The 16757-nt window shown below is 37.8% G+C and carries 17 protein-coding genes; 2 read left to right on the forward strand and 15 right to left on the reverse strand.

The window, feature by feature from the left end:
* From R2Q70_RS04810 to R2Q70_RS04845, 9 genes are all read right to left on the reverse strand, one after another.
* The gene (locus tag R2Q70_RS04810) at positions 1-351 is read right to left on the reverse strand and encodes a transcription initiation protein (RefSeq protein ID WP_316806516.1); all 351 of its coding nucleotides are present in this window, start codon (positions 349-351) and stop codon (positions 1-3) included.
* Between the two features lie 85 nt (positions 352-436).
* On the reverse strand, positions 437-1018 hold the full coding sequence (locus tag R2Q70_RS04815) for a cyclic nucleotide-binding domain-containing protein (protein WP_316806517.1): 582 nt from the start codon (positions 1016-1018) through the stop codon (positions 437-439).
* A gap of 165 nt (positions 1019-1183) precedes the next feature.
* Positions 1184-1675 (reverse strand): hypothetical protein, encoded by a 492-nt coding sequence (locus R2Q70_RS04820; protein ID WP_316806518.1) that lies wholly within the window; start codon positions 1673-1675, stop codon positions 1184-1186.
* A gap of 229 nt (positions 1676-1904) precedes the next feature.
* Positions 1905-3179 (reverse strand): hypothetical protein, encoded by a 1275-nt coding sequence (locus R2Q70_RS04825; RefSeq protein WP_316806519.1) that lies wholly within the window; start codon positions 3177-3179, stop codon positions 1905-1907.
* Positions 3180-3371: 192 nt separating this feature from the next.
* Positions 3372-4058 carry a hypothetical protein gene (locus R2Q70_RS04830; protein WP_316806520.1) on the reverse strand — a complete coding sequence of 229 codons (687 nt, stop codon included), beginning with the start codon at positions 4056-4058 and terminating at the stop codon, positions 3372-3374.
* 217 nt (positions 4059-4275) lie between these two features.
* Positions 4276-4560, reverse strand: a complete 285-nt coding sequence (locus tag R2Q70_RS04835; RefSeq protein ID WP_316806521.1) for an addiction module antidote protein — start codon at positions 4558-4560, stop codon at positions 4276-4278.
* A 3-nt stretch (positions 4561-4563) separates the two neighbouring features.
* Positions 4564-4740 (reverse strand): type II toxin-antitoxin system RelE/ParE family toxin, encoded by a 177-nt coding sequence (locus tag R2Q70_RS21885; RefSeq protein ID WP_410478356.1) that lies wholly within the window; start codon positions 4738-4740, stop codon positions 4564-4566.
* A gap of 361 nt (positions 4741-5101) precedes the next feature.
* The gene (locus R2Q70_RS04840; protein ID WP_316806522.1) at positions 5102-5770 is read right to left on the reverse strand and encodes a hypothetical protein; all 669 of its coding nucleotides are present in this window, start codon (positions 5768-5770) and stop codon (positions 5102-5104) included.
* Positions 5771-5938: 168 nt separating this feature from the next.
* Entirely contained in the window at positions 5939-6406 is a 468-nt protein-coding gene (locus R2Q70_RS04845; protein WP_316806523.1) for a DUF6210 family protein, read from the reverse strand.
* 297 nt (positions 6407-6703) lie between these two features.
* Here R2Q70_RS04845 and R2Q70_RS04850 point away from each other — a divergent pair, with 297 nt between their 5' ends.
* Complete coding sequence (locus R2Q70_RS04850; RefSeq protein WP_316806524.1) at positions 6704-8353, forward strand: M28 family metallopeptidase; 1650 nt, start codon at positions 6704-6706, stop codon at positions 8351-8353.
* A gap of 429 nt (positions 8354-8782) precedes the next feature.
* On the opposite strand, the gene R2Q70_RS04855 is transcribed toward R2Q70_RS04850, so the two are convergent.
* Together R2Q70_RS04855 and R2Q70_RS04860 are read right to left on the reverse strand one after the other, a co-directional pair.
* Positions 8783-9385 (reverse strand): outer membrane beta-barrel protein, encoded by a 603-nt coding sequence (locus R2Q70_RS04855; RefSeq protein WP_316806525.1) that lies wholly within the window; start codon positions 9383-9385, stop codon positions 8783-8785.
* A 429-nt stretch (positions 9386-9814) separates the two neighbouring features.
* Positions 9815-10372: an NAD(P)H-dependent oxidoreductase gene (locus tag R2Q70_RS04860; RefSeq protein ID WP_316806526.1), complete on the reverse strand. Its 558-nt coding sequence runs from the start codon at positions 10370-10372 to the stop codon at positions 9815-9817.
* Between the two features lie 103 nt (positions 10373-10475).
* On the opposite strand from R2Q70_RS04860, the gene R2Q70_RS04865 reads away from it, so the two are divergent.
* On the forward strand, positions 10476-11678 hold the full coding sequence (locus tag R2Q70_RS04865; protein WP_316806527.1) for an MFS transporter: 1203 nt from the start codon (positions 10476-10478) through the stop codon (positions 11676-11678).
* Between the two features lie 83 nt (positions 11679-11761).
* Here the strand turns inward: R2Q70_RS04865 and R2Q70_RS04870 are convergent, their stop codons facing one another.
* The 4 genes from R2Q70_RS04870 to clpB form a co-directional block, all read right to left on the reverse strand.
* The gene (locus R2Q70_RS04870; protein WP_316806528.1) at positions 11762-12277 is read right to left on the reverse strand and encodes a DUF6646 family protein; all 516 of its coding nucleotides are present in this window, start codon (positions 12275-12277) and stop codon (positions 11762-11764) included.
* Positions 12278-12660: 383 nt separating this feature from the next.
* Positions 12661-13158, reverse strand: a complete 498-nt coding sequence (locus R2Q70_RS04875; protein WP_316806529.1) for a hypothetical protein — start codon at positions 13156-13158, stop codon at positions 12661-12663.
* A 10-nt stretch (positions 13159-13168) separates the two neighbouring features.
* Entirely contained in the window at positions 13169-13822 is a 654-nt protein-coding gene (locus tag R2Q70_RS04880; RefSeq protein ID WP_316806530.1) for a hypothetical protein, read from the reverse strand.
* A gap of 300 nt (positions 13823-14122) precedes the next feature.
* On the reverse strand, positions 14123-16723 hold the full coding sequence (gene clpB / locus R2Q70_RS04885; RefSeq protein ID WP_316806531.1) for an ATP-dependent chaperone ClpB: 2601 nt from the start codon (positions 16721-16723) through the stop codon (positions 14123-14125).
* Positions 16724-16757: the final 34 nt, after the last annotated feature.

Genomic DNA, 16757 nt, shown 5'->3' on the forward strand with positions numbered 1-16757 from the left:
TTAAGATTGCATTGGTATGGTATTTCTAACTTCTACCGAGCCGCCTAAAGCTAATATCGGACAGCCTTTGGCTATTTCGGTTTCCTCTTGTAATGAGGTAGCTTTTACCACCATATTGCCTGTTAGGGTTTCATTGTTGGCAACGCTGATGCCATTGGTTACAGCCAAACTGCTGTTGATTAGATTCCCCTCGAAACCCAATCGGCTGGTGCTTACGAGTTTTGCCTGAGCTGCAATACGACCAATGTATGCACCCCACTGTTGTTGCATAGTCGTCAATTGTTCTGCTGTTGGTTGTTCGTTACTTGGTTGCATACGGAACAATAACATAAAGTCTTGTAGATTTTCCATTTTTTTGAAAGTTTTATTTTTGAAGATTAATGATGCAAACCTACATTCATCAAAAAAAATAAAACTTGTCATAAGGCAAGAAAAGCTATTCGCCTGAAATTTCTTTTCGTATTCGGCTCAAAGAAGTGTCAGTTATGCCCAAATAAGTAGCAATATGTTTGAGGGAAATGTTTTGAATGATATGTGGTTTTTCTTTCAATAACCTGATGTATCTTTCTTTGGCTTGGTCGGCAATCATAGACACACTTTGCTTTTTCAAGGAAAAATAACTGTTTACAAGTGTGGTTCGTCCTTGTTCTCTAAAACTTTGTATGCTGTGAAAGAGTTGCTGAAAAGTTTCAAAGTCCAAAGCCCAGCAAACACAATCTGTCAAAGCCTGAATGTTTTCTCTTGTCGGGTTTCTAAGAAAAAAAGAAGTCCAATCAATAACGATGTCACCAACGGCATAAAAATTAGTGGTGATGTCGTTGCCCTCGGTGTCCACCACGTAAGAACGCACAAAACCACTTTCAATAAACCAATAATGATTTTCTGTTTTACCCTCGCTCAACAGATAATCATTTTTAGAAAATGTTACTTTTTTGAATTTTGGGATAATGGTGTCCAACTCTTCTTTCGTAAAGTCTTTCGCCTTAAAAATATTTACCAAAAAATGTTCTTCTGTCATTGTTTTGTTTTGTCGTAGGGTGTCGGGTTTGTTTTACCGCCAACGTTTTGCAGGTTTAAGTTGAGCCTAAATTTACCAGCACAAATTACCCACAGCACTAAGCTAAATAAATAACATCAAATTCTTGTGTTCGCACTTCGCCCGAGGCTTAACTTGAACCTGTTGTTATAGCCAGTTTGTTAGACCCACATCTTTCTTATATACAATACAGAAAGCTTCGTCAGCTTCTCCATAGAGCTTTTCAAAACCAACTAATTTATCTAAATATTTAATCAACTTTTGGTTAGTCAACGTATTTTCCGATTTCAATTTATTTAAAGCCCAAGGAAAGTTGTCGCGATTTGGATTTGGCGTATGCAGATATAGGGCGTCACTAGCGCTGTCGTTATCGAGTATTGTCGCCCAAATTTGATAGTCAGTTTTCAGTTCCGAGGCTTTTTGTTTTAGTAATTCGAAATGTCTGAAAAGTTTGTCGAGGTGTGGCTTTCGTTTGTCAAAACTATGATTGCCATAACCAAACCAGTCGAAATGAGTATGCCATAGGTCAAACCAAGTAAATTTTTGATCGGTAAAATTTAATCCAGACCAATCGTCAATCTTTGATGCAAGGTTTTTGTAGTAGCGCTTAAGTCCTCTACGCTTTTTAAATCCGTTCATTTACTTTATTTCGTTCATTTACAAATTGGCTATAACGTTTCGGGGCTTGGCGATGGTGGGGCAATCGAAGCACAAATCTTCAATTTTTTACAAAAGTTGAACCGAAGAATTCCGTACGTACGAGATTGATCTTTGCAGATCTTGTTCCGATCCTTCGGGATTCGCCCCGCTATTGCAAACGGCGAAGTCCTCACTGAAGGTTAACCCTTGTTACCTGCCGTTTTTGTTTTCATTTCGTCAGTTTTCTTGTTTGTAAGTCGCAGTCAAACTTAATTTCTCTTTTAATTTTGTCCGATAAAACTTTGTTCTCAATAAGAATTTCTACAATTCCTTTTCTGTGGATTGCACAATTCATTTTGTTGTACAAAATTTCAAGTGGCTCTGTACATTCTTTTGTTTTATTCGCTTTGTAGATTTCCGAATATATTCCTGCTAATTGTTCTATTTTATGTTTGTCGTTTGTCTTTTTTGCAATTGCACTTAAAAGTTTAATGTCACCACTTTTGTAGTTAGAAACTAAAATTTCAAAATAGTCAATTGGATTTTTAGTGTTTTGAATTTTGTCCAAGGCAAAGTTTCTAATTTCTTTGCTTTTCAAATGCTTTAATGCGTCAATAGCATTTTCAACTATTCTGTTCTTACTCGTCCGCTTTTGTTTTGCAAAGTTTAAAATTATTTGACTGCCGTATGGAAATTTGTAAAAGTCAAAAACGTCTAAAAGACGTTCAATGTTAGATTTGTCTGTTTCGTCAATCAGTCGTTTAGCTACTTGGTTTATTTCTTCGTCAGTTAGATTCCTTTTTCTTATAAATGAAATAAAAGGTTTACTGTTTAATACTTCGTCAATAATGTCTTTATATTTTGTAGGCTTGGTTCTGTGATTTTCTTGACTTGTCTTTGTTCGTTTTATGTTGTCAAGGTAAATGTGAATGAATTTATTTGTCTTGGCTTTCTTTTTAAGTTGTTCGGAAACTTTTATTTTTTTGTTTTCTTCTTGAAAACGTTTTATTATCCAATCGTCCTGCCAATCGTCAGGATTTTGTTCAATGTGTTTTCCAAACTTTTCGGCAACGTAAAATAATCCATTCAGCCCGTCAAGTTCTAATATTTCATAAGCACCAACCCAATCAGAACCTTCAATCGGATTGTTTAAAAATCTGTCGTAAATTGCTTGCTTTACTTCTGTGTCGTTTTGTTGTGCGTAAAGTTTGGCAATTGCAAATAAATGTGTCAAATTCCATGTGTCATTTTGTTCTGTTGCCAAACCTTGCAAAACAGCTTTACGAATTTTGTCTTTCTGTTTTGAAATTGAAATAATGTCAAAAATATATTTTGCTCGGTCGCTTTCACATTGTCCGTCATAAGCGTAAATGTTCAACACTCCTTTTATAATATGATTTGAAAAGTCAATATTTGGATTGCTTTTCAGTAATAGATATGCTTCGCCTGTCCCACGTTTTAGCGAGTTTAAAAATTGTCGTTTTATGTTTGTGGTATCGTTCATTTAAAATGACCGCTAACGTTTCGGGGCTTTTGCGATGGTGGGGCATTCGAAGCACAACTTGTCCCGATTTTACATCGGGAAATTTTCATTTTTGCACTAAAGTTGAACCGAAGAATCCCGTACGTACGGGATTGAACTTTGCAGATTTTGTACCGACCCTTCGGGATTCGCCCCACTATTGCAAAACCCTTGTTACCAGCAGTTATTATTTGGTTTTAACTTCAATTGTTGCTTCATTACTTTCAATTCCTTATTTGGTTCTTTAAGTAGAATAAGTTTTTTATTTACATATTTTGTAAAGTCTTTTGAATAATATTGTTTTTGTCCTAAAGCACTATCTGGAACAATTTCAAAACTCAAAGTTTTTATTGAATTTCCACCGCCAATTGATGTTCCGAAAAAAGTTGAATGATTAAAGCCAACAAGATTTTTGTCAAGATTTTTTCCATCTAATTGTTCAACTATTGGTCTTGAATATGTCTTGTTAAAAGTCCATTCATTTATATACCCAATTCCGTTGCTGTCAACAGTCAGAATGTTGTCTTTTACGTTTGATAAAACGAGATTAATTTCTCCTTTATATCCGTTTGGAACTTTAATTGTCAAAGTCGGGGAGTAAAGTTGATAATGGAATGCTAAAAATGAAATTGTTGTTGTGATAAATAATATTGTCAAAAACGATGTTCGCTTAAAAACTAATTTCAAAATTGCTGTCAAAATTAAACAGCCAATTATAATCCCGACTATCATCATTCCGCCTAAAAAAAGTCCAGATAAAATCATTCCGCCTGGAATATTTGTCAACTTAAAGAGTAAATTTGTCAAAAGTCCAACGGATAAAATTCCGAATGTAATTTTTAGTTTACGGTCTGTTGTCATAATTGCTGGTAACGTTTCGGGGCTTTGCGATTATGGGGCAATTGAAGCACAACTTGTCCCGATTTTACATCGGGAAATCTCCAATTTTTTATAAATGTTTAACCGAAGAAATGCCGTTGAGCTTTGCAGATCTTGTCCCGACCCTTCGGGATTCGCCCCACTATTGCAAACGGCGAAGCCCTCACCGAAGGTAAACCCTTGTTGTGCGTTCGTTTTTTTATGCAGTTACAGGATTTATGTGAATTTGTCCTCCAACAGCTTTCAAAACTTTCATTATGGTAGAAAATTGAGGTTTCGCTCCTTCAGACAATGCTTTGTACAAACTTGGTCTGCTCATTCCAGTTTCTTCTGCTATTTTGGTCATACCAATTGCTTTGGCAATATGTCCAATTGCAGTAACAATTTCAGCATCGTTTCCTTCTTCCAAAACTGCATTCAGATATTCAGCAATCATTTCATTGCTGTCCAAATAATCCGCAATATCAAATTTTGATGTTTCCATTTTCTATTTTTTTAATTTTTTCCAAATATTTTTTGCTTTTTCAATGTCTCTTTGTTGAGTTGATTTATCTCCTCCAATTAGTAGTATAATAACTTTTCCATCAGTTTCTTTGAAATAAACTCTGTAACCTTTTGCGTAGTTTATTTTCAATTCTCTAATGCCGTCCCAACAGGTTCGCAATCTCCAAAGTGTTCGTCTTTTTCCAATTTTTGAAGTCGGAACAAAATTTTAGCTTTTGCTCTCAAATCGTTTAATTTCTTAAACCACTTATCAAATTCTGTTGTTTTTTCAATAAAGTACATTTTTCAATGTGTATTCGTTTGGATACAAAATTATAGATTTTTTTCAATGTCACAAGTTTGATTTTGGAAGTTTCGTTTCAGTAAAATGACGCACAACGTTTCGGGGCTTGGCGATGGTGGGGCAATCGAAGCACAACTTGTCCCGATTTTACATCGGGAAATCTCCAATTTTTTACAAAGTTAAATCGAAGAAATACCGTTGAACTTTGCAGTTTCGCCGCACTATCGCAAAACCCTTGTTACCTGCTGGCTTTTCTCAGCAGTTCATTTTTTATAAGTTTAATTTTTCCAGTTCCTATTAATGTCTGACCTTCTAAAAATTCAAATGTCATTCCTTCTTTCAATTTGTGTGCAAAATGTTCCACTGCAATAATTTTTATTTCAGCATTTACAGTTTCTCCTGGAAATATGATTTCTCTTTCTATGAAAGTTTGTTGTCCAGATGTTTGCATTTCATCAAAGTCGAATTTAATTTGAGGTCTATAATTTGAGATTGCTGGTGTTTTTCGTCCACCATCTTCGGCTGTCAAGTAAGTTAATGTCGCTATAAAATCCGCTTCCGAATTATCAAACTCAAATTTATGATTGTGAAAATATTCATAAGCTTCTGCTTCAAGTTCTCCACAGTCTGAGATTAAATTTTCTTGTTCGTCATATATTTTAAAAACTTCTTGATTACTGTTCCCAATACTTGTCGAACCATCCAGTCCTAACAAAACTGTATAAAAAGTATCCGTTAGTAAGGAAGAAATGATATGTTTTAATTTTTCAGTCTGTTCAGTGTCGAGTTGTAACTCTTGGATTTTTGTTGAAACGTAAGTCATATTGTTCGCTTCAAAATCGAAAGAAGATTTTAATAAATTCTTTTTCTCTAAATAAAAATTTTTTGCGAATTCTTCTGTTGTCATTTTTTGGCAGTTGTTTGTTTAAGCTTGCAGGTAACGTTTCGGGGCTTTGCGATGGTGGGGCAATCGAAGCACAAATCTTCAATTTTGTACAAAAGTTGAACCGAAGAACTGTCGTTGAACTTTGCAGTTTCGCCCCACTATTGCAAAACCCTTGTTAGCGGTAGTTTGTCAATCACTATTGCTCCAGGTCAGTATTCCCTTCAATTCTTTAGGAAATCCCTCTAACAAGTATAAATTATTTATTTTAACGTGTATCCAAGCTTCGTGGGATTTTTCCATTTTGGATTTATTTGTGTCAATACTAATAAATTCGTTAAGTGAGTATATACTCAAAATTTCGGTAATGATGGTTGTGTCTTCTTCGTCAATACCTTTTGTCGCACCACTACCCATATATTTTTGTCCTACAAAATGCTTCATCAAGTCATTTTCTGGACTTATGAATTGTTTGTCGGTTTCTGAATAGTCATTGTGTAGGGGAACGTATATTCCCTCAATGCTTGGATGCTGGCAAGATGTTCCTCCAGTCTGATTTGAAAAGAATATTCCTGATGGGTACTCAATTATTAATCCAAGTCCCACTGTGTCCCAAAGTTCTATTTTTGGCCTCATTGGCTGTTCTGTTACGTTCTCCATAAAATTACCGCTAACATCTAAATCTACGCATTGCGTAAATCTAAATTATGATAATCAATTACGTAAAGCCATAAAATATTTCTGGCTTCACGCATGTTTAATTCAAATTCTGCAGTACATTTTTAATTCAAATGCGCAATGGCTTCCTTTGTTTCCTCTAAAATATAAAATAAATTCACTCCAACGTTACGGGAAACGGTATAGCGGTTTGCATTTAGAAATTCAGTATTTCGCTCCAAATCCTTCAAAATCATAAATCCCCAAAAATTCTTAAATTACCATCCTAAAATATCTTAAATGAACAAAATTTTATTTTACGGGGTGGCAATTGCCTTGTTCGCCAGTTCTTGCCAGCAAGCATCAGAAAGTGAAACAGGCGGGCCAGATTCTTTGGCCATCAAAGCAATTAACGATTCGAGCCTGACCAAATATTTGTCAGCCATTGCTGCCGACAGCCTGGAAGGGAGAAAACCTTTTACCAATGGCGAAACCAAAACCATTAATTACCTAAAACGTGAGTTTGAGCAACTTGGTTTAGAACCAGGAAACGGCAACAGTTTTTTTCAGGAAGTGCCAATGGTAGAAATTAAATCGATACCTGAAAGTAAAATGGTCATCAAAGGGAAAACGGGCAGTTTAAATTTAAATTACCTGACCGATTTTGTTGCCGGATCTCGCCGGGTGCAAAACGAAGTGAGTATTGCAAGTTCGCCTTTGGTTTTTGCCGGTTATGGCATCGTGGCTCCAGAATATGGCTGGAACGACTATAAAAACCTGGATGTAAAAGGTAAAATGGTGGTGGTGATGATCAACGATCCGGGTTTTGCCGATTCAACTTTGTTTAAAGGTAAAAACATGACTTATTATGGCCGCTGGACCTACAAATTTGAAGAAGCTTCGCGGCAGGGTGCGGCTGGAGTTTTGATTATTCATGATACGGAACCTGCTGCTTACCCATGGAGTGTGGTGAGGAGTGGCTGGTCGAAATCGAAACTGACACTGCAGTCGACAGACAATGGCATGAACCGGACCATTGTAGAAGGCTGGATCTCGCTGGATAAAGCCAAGGAACTTTTTAAAATGGCCGGACAAAGCGAGGCCTTATTTGAAGCCGCCAGGAAGAAAGATTTTAAAGCGGTTGATTTGAACGCAACAACATCGCTTGTGGTAAAAAATAACATCAAAAAATCGGTTACATACAATGTTTTAGCTAAAATACCGGGCGATAAAAAGAAAGATGAAGCCATCATTTATTCGGCACACTGGGATCATTTAGGTGTGGGCGAAAAAATTCAGGGCGATTCAATTTACAACGGTGCGGTGGATAACGCTACGGGTGTAGCTTCGTTGTTTGAGCTGGCTTCGGCATTTAAAAAGTTGCCTAAAAAACAGCAACGAACCATTTTGTTTATTTCTTACACCGCCGAAGAGCAAGGTTTGCTGGGATCGGAATATTATGCTAAACATCCATCTTTCCCGCTGGATAAAACCGTGGCCAACATTAACATGGATATGATGGGCATTGCCGGTAAAACAAAAGATATTGTGGTATATGGCTTCGGTCAGTCGGAGTTGGAAGATTATGCTGCGGCTTCGGCCAAAAAGCAGGGAAGGGTAGTGGTTCCGGATCCGGTTCCTTCTTCGGGTTTATATTACCGTTCTGATCACTTTAACCTGGCTAAAGTAGGTGTACCTTCTTTATTTACCGGTTCAGGGGTCGACAATGTGAAAAATGGCAGGGAATGGGGTTTGAAACAAGTGGCTGATTTCACCAAATTCAGGTATCATTCACCACAGGATAATTTCGATGCCAAAACCTGGGATTTATCAGGCATTGTGGAAGATGTAAGACTGGTTTTTGACATGGGCTATCGTTTAAGCAACGAAGATGTGTATCCGAAATGGAAAGAGGGCTCGGAATTTAAAGCAATAAGGGAGAAGAAGTAAAACATTTCGTTGTTCACTAGGGAAAAATTCATTTAAGCATTTGATATGAACTGTCGTCATCCTGAACTTGTTTCAGGATCTTAATAGCGGTTTCGAAAGTTGCATCGGTAGTTGGTGAGGACACCAACCACTAGGAATCAATATGAGTGACGTTCTTGAATATCTGTCATCCTGAGGCACGAAGGATCTCTGACCGATTAGCACTATCTCTGCCACTAAAGAATCGTTTTTTGTGGTGTTTTAACATCAGTATCTTATCGCTTGCAGATTCTTCACTGCGTTCAGAATGACACAAAACTTAATACCGTCCTCCTGAACTTGTTTCATGATCTTAGCTACCGGTTTTCAAAGACTAAACCTCGCTTACCCTAAAACAAAAAAGCCTCAGATCAGTAGATGAATCTGAGGCTTTTTGACTATAAATTCCAATTAAAAGTGGAACTGCACACCTAATTTCGGAGCGAAAGTATTCGCTTCTAAACCGAATGAATTTGCAGAAACCTCAGCACCAGTGATTTCATTTTTAACGTTAAGGTTGCTATAACCTAAACCGTTAACTGAAACCTCGATACCGATTCTTTTGGTTGGGAAGAAAGCAAAACCCGGTGCGATATTTACACCAATGCTGGTAGTGGTTGCTACTTTAGCACCCGTATCGCCATTGTTATTTACGATTTTATTGTTTCCAAAAGCCATTGGAACTGATAATTGTCCGAAGAATTTGAATTGATCTGACAAACCAACATAGTAACGCCCGAACGGCGCTACAACGAATGCCTGATTCAACACATTTTCACTTACTTGTTTGTCATAGTTGTAACCTACACCCGTACCAATTGCAAAGTTGTTGCTTACGAAATAACCCACACTTGGAACCACGCTGAAACTTACATCAGATTTTGCTGCAGTTTCTACTTTTGTAGAATTGAAGCCCACATTACCACCTAAAATTACTTTACCTTTTTCTGTTTGTGCATTTGCTCCATACACTAAACCTGCAACTGCTACTACTGATAATAATAGTTTTTTCATCTTTTTTATTATTTATTTGTTTGTAAAAAATAGCCAGTTTTTACAATTTTAATATCTGACTATATTTGGCTAAAAGTCAATACTGATGCCAGAAAACCCTGCCAGCGTCATCAAAAAATCAGGTTTCTTCCAACTCCTTAACTTTTAGTTAGATATGAAATTGCTGTTAAATCAATATTATTTTTGTGTGACTAAAAATTAATCGAGTGATTAAGTTTTGGAGTCTGTCAGATTGACAAACTGACTTTTTTTGTATAAATGTCAGCTTTTAACCGGAAGGTTTGACACCTTTTGAGAATATCACAAATAAAAAGAGCCACTTAATTTAAGCAGCTCTAAGTCTTTTTATGTATAGGAATTATAATTTGTGTTTCAATTTTCGCCTGCTTGGGGTAGCTTTTCGCCTGGACTATTTAATTCAGCCAATCATTATACTTTAGCTGCCACTATCAAATTTTCAATTTTCCTTTTGATTAAACTAATGTTTTTTTCGTCGGTTAAGTTTCCTGCTTCATCAAACTTTGTTTGTGCCTGTGCAATGAGTACTTCGGGCTGTAAAACAGGATTCATATTCAGGAAAGTGAAAACAGGGAGGAAAGCTGTTTGCATTCTTACCGTTCCCCACATGCCCTGCGTAGCACCCAGCATGGCTACCGGTTTGTGCATCAGTGGTGCATCTTTTCCACGGCTTGCCCAATCAATCGCATTTTTCAATCCACCCGGGATGGAATAGTTATATTCAGGCGAGGCAATGATAAAAGCATCTGCCTGAGCCAATGCATTTCTGAATTTAACCACACTTGCTGGCCGTTCGGCTACCTCTGGCGTATCGTCATCAGCATTGTAAACCGGAACATCATCAAAGGGAACAATTTCAAAATCAATGCCCTCAGGGACCAATGTACCTGCAAATTTGAGTAACAACGCATTGTACGAGCCTTTTCTCAAGCTTCCGCACAAGCCAACAATTTTTCTGTTTTTTTCCATAACGATAAAACCACAAGCTAATGAAAATGTTTGATAGCAGCGAGGACGCTTCGTTCGGGAGAAAAAAATATAATCCCTATTTTTGTGTACAATCAATTCCCTTATGACAGATCAAAATCCTTCCAAAGCAATTATCGAAAAAACAGTATTCCCGATTTTATTTGCGCTAAGTTTTTCCCATTTGTTAAATGATACCATTCAATCGTTAATTCCGGCGATTTATCCCATTATTAAAACCAATTACCACTTAAGCTTTTCACAAATTGGATTAATCACCCTCACGTTTCAGCTGGCGGCATCACTGCTTCAGCCTTTTGTAGGTTTATATACCGATAAAAAACCACAACCGTATTCACTGGCTATTGGAATGGGCTTCACCTTAATTGGATTGATAACATTATCTCAATCTACTCATTTTTATACGATGTTAATTTCTGTAGCCTTAATTGGCGTAGGTTCATCCATATTCCATCCCGAAGCCTCAAGAATGGCGCATGCCGCATCCGGCGGTAAGAGAGGTTTGGCGCAATCAGTGTTTCAGCTCGGGGGCAATGCAGGCAGTTCATTAGGACCCTTGTTAGCCGCGTGGATTATTGTTCCTTACGGGCAGTTCAGCGTCGTTTGGTTTTCAATCATCGCACTTTTAGCCATTGTAATTTTGAGCTATGTTGGCAACTGGTATAAGGGCTTCGTGTTGGCTAGAAGCAAGAAAACCTCCATAACGGCAATCGTAAATCAATTCTCCCGAAAAAAAGTAATTTTTTCTGTGGTGATTTTGTTGCTGCTTATTTTTTCGAAATACTTCTACATGGCCAGTTTAACAAGTTATTTCACCTTTTACCTGATTAACAAATTCCATGTTTCCGTTCAAACCTCACAAATTTATTTGTTTGTGTTCCTATTTTCAGTTGCAGCAGGAACATTATTGGGTGGGCCAATAGGCGATAAAATTGGAAGAAAATATGTGATCTGGGCATCGATATTAGGCACTGCACCATTCGCCTTGTTGTTGCCACACGCTAGTTTATTTTGGGTTGGTGTGTTAATTGTTCCTATCGGAATGATTCTGGCATCGGCTTTTTCGGCCATTTTAGTGTATGCACAAGAGTTGATACCTGGTAAAGTAGGTTTAGTGGCGGGATTATTTTTTGGCTTTGCTTTCGGAATGGGTGGAATAGGATCTGCCTTGCTGGGTAAACTTGCCGATTCGACCAGTATTGAATATGTATTTAATATTTGCGCTTTCTTGCCATTAATTGGATTGCTAACAGGCTTTTTGCCGAATATTGAAACAAAGAAGAAATAAAAAAATCCCACCAATCAGGCGGGATTCTTATTTAAAGTGGAAGTGAAAATCAGTTTACAATTTCCAGTTAATGATTTGCAGTTTTATTTTCCTAAATCGAAGGCTACACCGATGTTAAAAGAGAACTGATTGTTTAAACGCTCATAACCAATTGCATCCGAATTGTATTTCGCGATTGGGAATTGTGCTTCGGTAAATAAGCCAAAACCTTTGTCGAAAAATACCCTGCCACCAACATGACCGCCAAAGTTTTTCAGGCCAAGGTTTAAACCTGGGTACACATCTACGTTTGATGGTAAACCGATCACATTGCCTAAGTTGGCATTAAATCTAGCTTTAAGATCAAAACGGTCGCCAAAACCTGGCTTGTCAATGCCTGCGAAAGATTTAACGCCTAATAAATATCCAGCCTGCGCACCGATGGAAAAACTTTGCCCCAAGCCGTAATCAAGCGAGGTAACAATTCCTGTTCCCCATTTTTGCATATTGGCTCCAATCTGGAATCTTAAATCATCTTTTCCTTTATAGGCATCGATTTGAGCATTTGCTTGTGTAAAGCCAATAACCAGTAAAAATAAGCTTGTAATAATTTTTTTCATTTCTAAACAATTGATTTTATGGGTAATTAATAAATTCTCGTTCAATCTTTTAAAACCGGTTAAATACCGAAAACATGACGCATCGATGCCTAACTTTATTTCGTTATGGAAATAAACAGTCTTGAAAGAAATTTTAATTTTTTTGCAGCTATAAAAACAGCTGGTATTACAGGATGTAAATTGCTATAAGGATGTTTAGCAAGCCGATTTGACGCTGCAAATATATAAGAAAAGATTACGAAAGGGAATTATTACGATAAAATTATGTAGTCATGTTGTCTGAAAAGCTATTTGTCGGAACAGAAAGATGCTGCCTCATCAATACAAAATGTACGCTGGGCAGTGCTTGATGAGGCAGCTTCTTCAATTTTAACAAAGTTATTCTATTGCCGGTTGAGTTTTTCGATTAGATAATAGGTGTCTAATGCTTCTTCTGAAGCAGAATCTTCTCCATCATTTTGAATTGACTTTATTTTTCCATTACTTTTTGATGTAGATACATTGTAATACGCAAACCGGATATTGCCAATTGTTTTGAGCTTGCCATCTTCAGAAGGAAAAACTGAATTATAATACGATACCCGAACATCTCCTAAAGATTTAATTTTCCCGTCTTCTGAAGGAAAAACGCTGTTGTAATATTCAATACGCTTGTCGCCAATGGATTTAACCTTGCCATCTTCTGATTTAAAAACGGAATTATAATAGGTAATGCGAGTGCCGTTAATTGATTTAATCTTCCCATCTTCTGATGGAAAAACACTGCTGTAATATTCAATCTTGCCACGGAAACGTTGTGCATGAACTTGTAGGGAAGATATGAATATAAGTATGATTGCAAGGCTGCTATAGCTTGCAATTTTGATGATTATATTTTTCATGAGATGATAGTTAGAAATGGAAATTAATGGTGAAAGTAGGGGTGAAGTTGTCGAGCGCTAATCTTAAATTATTCTTTTTGTCGAAGTTGTACAAAGATTCCTCAGCGTAATAGTTCTGATGAAAAAATGCGACTATCGGGAAAGAAAATTCGAGGCTTGAGTCATCAGAGAGCAGATAAGTAAAGCCGGGAGTTAAACTTGCGCCCCATCCTTTTGCTCTGGCATCTGTTCTGATTAAATAACCTTCATCATCTATTCTATTAAAAGTATTGATTTGCAGCAGTAAATTAGCTTGTGCGAAAAACTTGAAACGCGGCTTTAAATCGACATACTTTCTGATGAAAGGAGATAGACCAAAACTAAATTCTTTCGGACCATAGCGATCTTCATATCTGCCATCTTCTTCATCCCAGGAAATGTAACTCTCGCCACGAAGTTTTGAAAGGTTTAAAGGAATTTCCAGTCCGATGGCAAGATTATCCTTTAGAAAATAACCACCTCTGGGTGTTGCAGTAAAAGTGTTAATTGCCGCTGTTGAATTGTTTTGCTTCGAAGTGCCAAAGCTTAAGCTGATGCCGGCGAAGCCACTGCCTTTTTCAGTTTGCGCATAGCTACGCCAACTGACGGCGCACAGCAGCGCCATGATGATTAATTTAGGTTTCATTGTGTTGTGTATTTGTGTGTAACCAATAATAATCATTATCGAAATAAAAAACAAGAGGGGAATATTGTTCATGCCAGCACTGACGTTTATATTCCGTCATTGCGATACCGATTCTTCATCGGGAGAAGCAATCTTGTTTTCGAGATTTACTAACAATCGCATTAAGATTCCCATCGGCGTGGGAATGACAACAGACTATAAATTGGCTATCACAGAACATTAGCCTTCCACACCACCAAACAAACAAAGGCATAAAAAAATCCTTCAGAAACTAATCTGAAGGATTTTCAATTGTATTTTTTAGTCCTCTTTTTGGTTCAGGAACACAAAATTATGATCGAACATGTCTAACTTAATTTTGCTGTCTTTATCTATCTTACCCGCCAGTATCTCTTTCGACAACTCATTTAAGATTCTTTTCTGGATGACCCTTTTCAATGGTCGTGCACCAAATTGCGGGTCGTAACCGAGTTGTGCCAGCCAATCTAAAGCTTCATCGCTTGCTTCCATTTCAATGCCCATTTCGGCAAGCGTTTGTTGTACATGTTTAAACTGCAAGGCAACAATATCCCTGATTTCACTGCGGTTTAACGGCGTGAACATAATCAGCTCATCTATCCTGTTTAAAAACTCCGGGCGAATGGTTTGTTTCAACACCTCAAACAATTCATTTTTGGTCTTTGCAATTACCTCATCACGGTTTTCATCACTCAAATTTTTGAAGTTATCCTGAATTAAGTGCGCACCGATGTTCGATGTCATGATGATGATCGTATTTTTGAAGTTTACCGTTCTGCCTTTGTTATCCGTCAAGCGGCCATCATCTAACACTTGTAACAAGATATTAAATACATCCGGGTGAGCTTTTTCAATCTCATCGAGCAATACAACTGAATAAGGTTTACGTCGAACGGCTTCGGTTAATTGTCCGCCTTCATCGTAACCTACATAACCCGGAGGCGCTCCAATTAAACGTGAAACGGCATGGCGCTCCTGATATTCACTCATATCAATACGCGTTAAAGCATTTTCATCGTTAAATAAAAACTCAGCCAGGGCCTTTGCCAATTCGGTTTTACCTACTCCGGTTGTACCTAAAAAGATAAATGAACCAATGGGTTTACGCTTATCCTGTAAACCTGCACGAGAGCGGCGAATGGCGTCAGAAATGGCTTCAATGGCCTCGTCTTGCCCGGCTACACGTTGGTGTAATTCCTGTTCAAGGTTCAATAATTTTTCACGCTCACTGGCAATTAATTTCGTTACCGGAATACCTGTCCAACGCCCAACCACACCGGCGATATCATCAGCAGTTACTTCTTCCTTCAGCATTCTGCTGTCTGTTTGCTGATTTTCCAGATCAGTTTTTAACTTCTCAACCTGATCTTGTGCTTCTTTAATTTTACCGTAACGGATTTCGGCAACCTTGCCATAATCTCCGGCACGTTCAGCTTGTTCAGCCTCTAATTTAAAATGCTCAATTCGTTCCAGTTGATTATTAACTGCATCAACCAGGTCTTTTTCACCCTGCCATTTGGCTTTAAATTCGTCACGCTCTGCAGATAAATTGGCGATCTCTTCAGACAACTCCTGAACCTTGCGATCGTCTTTTTCGCGTTTAATGGCTTCACGTTCAATTTCCAAACGCATAATTTCCCGGTCAAGCGCATCAACATTTTCTGGAACGCTATCCATTTCCATCCGCAATTTTGATGCAGCCTCATCCATTAAATCGATGGCTTTATCTGGTAAAAAACGGTCAGAAATATAACGCTGGCTCATTTCTACCGCTGCAATAATGGCTTCATCTTTAATCCTTACCTTGTGGTGGGTTTCATAACGTTCTTTTAAACCCCGAAGAATAGAAATGGCATCCTGCGTATCCGGTTCTTCCACCATCACCTTTTGAAAACGACGTTCCAGTGCTTTATCTTTCTCCAGATATTTTTGATATTCATCTAAAGTAGTTGCACCAATTGCTCTCAATTCGCCGCGGGCCAAAGCCGGCTTTAAAATGTTTGCAGCATCCATCGCACCCTCGCCACCGCCTGCACCAACTAAAGTATGGATTTCATCAATAAATAAAATGATATCTCCATCGCTTTGCGTTACCTCTTTTACTACAGCTTTTAGGCGCTCTTCAAACTCGCCCTTATATTTCGCACCGGCAATTAAAGCACCCATATCTAATGAGTAAACCGTTTTGCTTTTTAAGTTTTCAGGTACATCGCCCTTAATAATCCTAAACGCAATTCCTTCAGCTATGGCAGTTTTACCTACGCCAGGCTCGCCAATTAAAATCGGGTTGTTTTTCGTTCTACGAGATAAAATCTGGATGACCCGACGAATTTCTTCATCTCTGCCGATCACCGGATCGAGCTTTCCGCTTTCGGCGTACTCATTTAAGTTTCGGGCATATTTATTTAGTGCCTGGTAGGTGGCTTCTGCGTTTTGGTCTGTAACACGATTATCGCCACGTAATGCTGTAATGGCTTTTTTAAGGTCTTTTTCGCTAACGCCCTGTTCTTTCAATAATTTGGATGTGTTGTCGTTAACCGCCAGAATCCCTAATAACAAATGCTCTACAGAAACAAACTCATCTTTAAATTCTTTCAAAAATGTTTGCGCTTTCTGCAAAACGCTATTGGTATTTGATGACAGATAGACATTGCTTCCGCTCACTTTTGGGAACCTGGCAATTTCTGCGTCTAAATTTTGGTTTAAAGTATTCAGGTTTACGTTCAGTTTCTTTAGTACATAAGAAACCACATTTTCATCAACAGTAAGCAAACCTTTAAGAAGGTGTGCCGTTTCAATAGCCTGCTGCTGATTGCCCTGGGCTATTTCAGAAGCCTGTTGAATTGCTTCCTGGGCTTTTATTGTAAAATTGTTGAAGTTCATATAACTGTTTTAGTCAAAACAAATGCCACAGCAA

The sequence above is a fragment of the Pedobacter agri genome (assembly GCF_032678665.1).
Taxonomy (GTDB): domain Bacteria; phylum Bacteroidota; class Bacteroidia; order Sphingobacteriales; family Sphingobacteriaceae; genus Pedobacter; species Pedobacter agri_A.

Excerpts from the sequence above, each read along its gene's own strand:
- R2Q70_RS04860 (WP_316806526.1), bottom strand. The coding sequence starts at position 10,372 with ATGGAAAAAAACAGAAAAATTGTTGGCTTGTGCGGAAGCTTGAGAAAA.
- R2Q70_RS04870 (WP_316806528.1), bottom strand. The coding sequence starts at position 12,277 with ATGAAAAAAATTATTACAAGCTTATTTTTACTGGTTATTGGCTTTACA.
- clpB (WP_316806531.1), bottom strand. The coding sequence starts at position 16,723 with ATGAACTTCAACAATTTTACAATAAAAGCCCAGGAAGCAATTCAACAG.
- R2Q70_RS04820 (WP_316806518.1), bottom strand. The coding sequence starts at position 1,675 with ATGAACGGATTTAAAAAGCGTAGAGGACTTAAGCGCTACTACAAAAAC.
- R2Q70_RS04840 (WP_316806522.1), bottom strand. The coding sequence starts at position 5,770 with ATGACAACAGAAGAATTCGCAAAAAATTTTTATTTAGAGAAAAAGAAT.
- R2Q70_RS04830 (WP_316806520.1), bottom strand. The coding sequence starts at position 4,058 with ATGACAACAGACCGTAAACTAAAAATTACATTCGGAATTTTATCCGTT.
- R2Q70_RS04875 (WP_316806529.1), bottom strand. The coding sequence starts at position 13,158 with ATGAAAAATATAATCATCAAAATTGCAAGCTATAGCAGCCTTGCAATC.
- R2Q70_RS04825 (WP_316806519.1), bottom strand. The coding sequence starts at position 3,179 with ATGAACGATACCACAAACATAAAACGACAATTTTTAAACTCGCTAAAA.
- R2Q70_RS04855 (WP_316806525.1), bottom strand. The coding sequence starts at position 9,385 with ATGAAAAAACTATTATTATCAGTAGTAGCAGTTGCAGGTTTAGTGTAT.
- R2Q70_RS04850 (WP_316806524.1), top strand. The coding sequence starts at position 6,704 with ATGAACAAAATTTTATTTTACGGGGTGGCAATTGCCTTGTTCGCCAGT.
- R2Q70_RS04810 (WP_316806516.1), bottom strand. The coding sequence starts at position 351 with ATGGAAAATCTACAAGACTTTATGTTATTGTTCCGTATGCAACCAAGT.
- R2Q70_RS04865 (WP_316806527.1), top strand. The coding sequence starts at position 10,476 with ATGACAGATCAAAATCCTTCCAAAGCAATTATCGAAAAAACAGTATTC.
- R2Q70_RS04880 (WP_316806530.1), bottom strand. The coding sequence starts at position 13,822 with ATGAAACCTAAATTAATCATCATGGCGCTGCTGTGCGCCGTCAGTTGG.
- R2Q70_RS04845 (WP_316806523.1), bottom strand. The coding sequence starts at position 6,406 with ATGGAGAACGTAACAGAACAGCCAATGAGGCCAAAAATAGAACTTTGG.
- R2Q70_RS04815 (WP_316806517.1), bottom strand. The coding sequence starts at position 1,018 with ATGACAGAAGAACATTTTTTGGTAAATATTTTTAAGGCGAAAGACTTT.
- R2Q70_RS04835 (WP_316806521.1), bottom strand. The coding sequence starts at position 4,560 with ATGGAAACATCAAAATTTGATATTGCGGATTATTTGGACAGCAATGAA.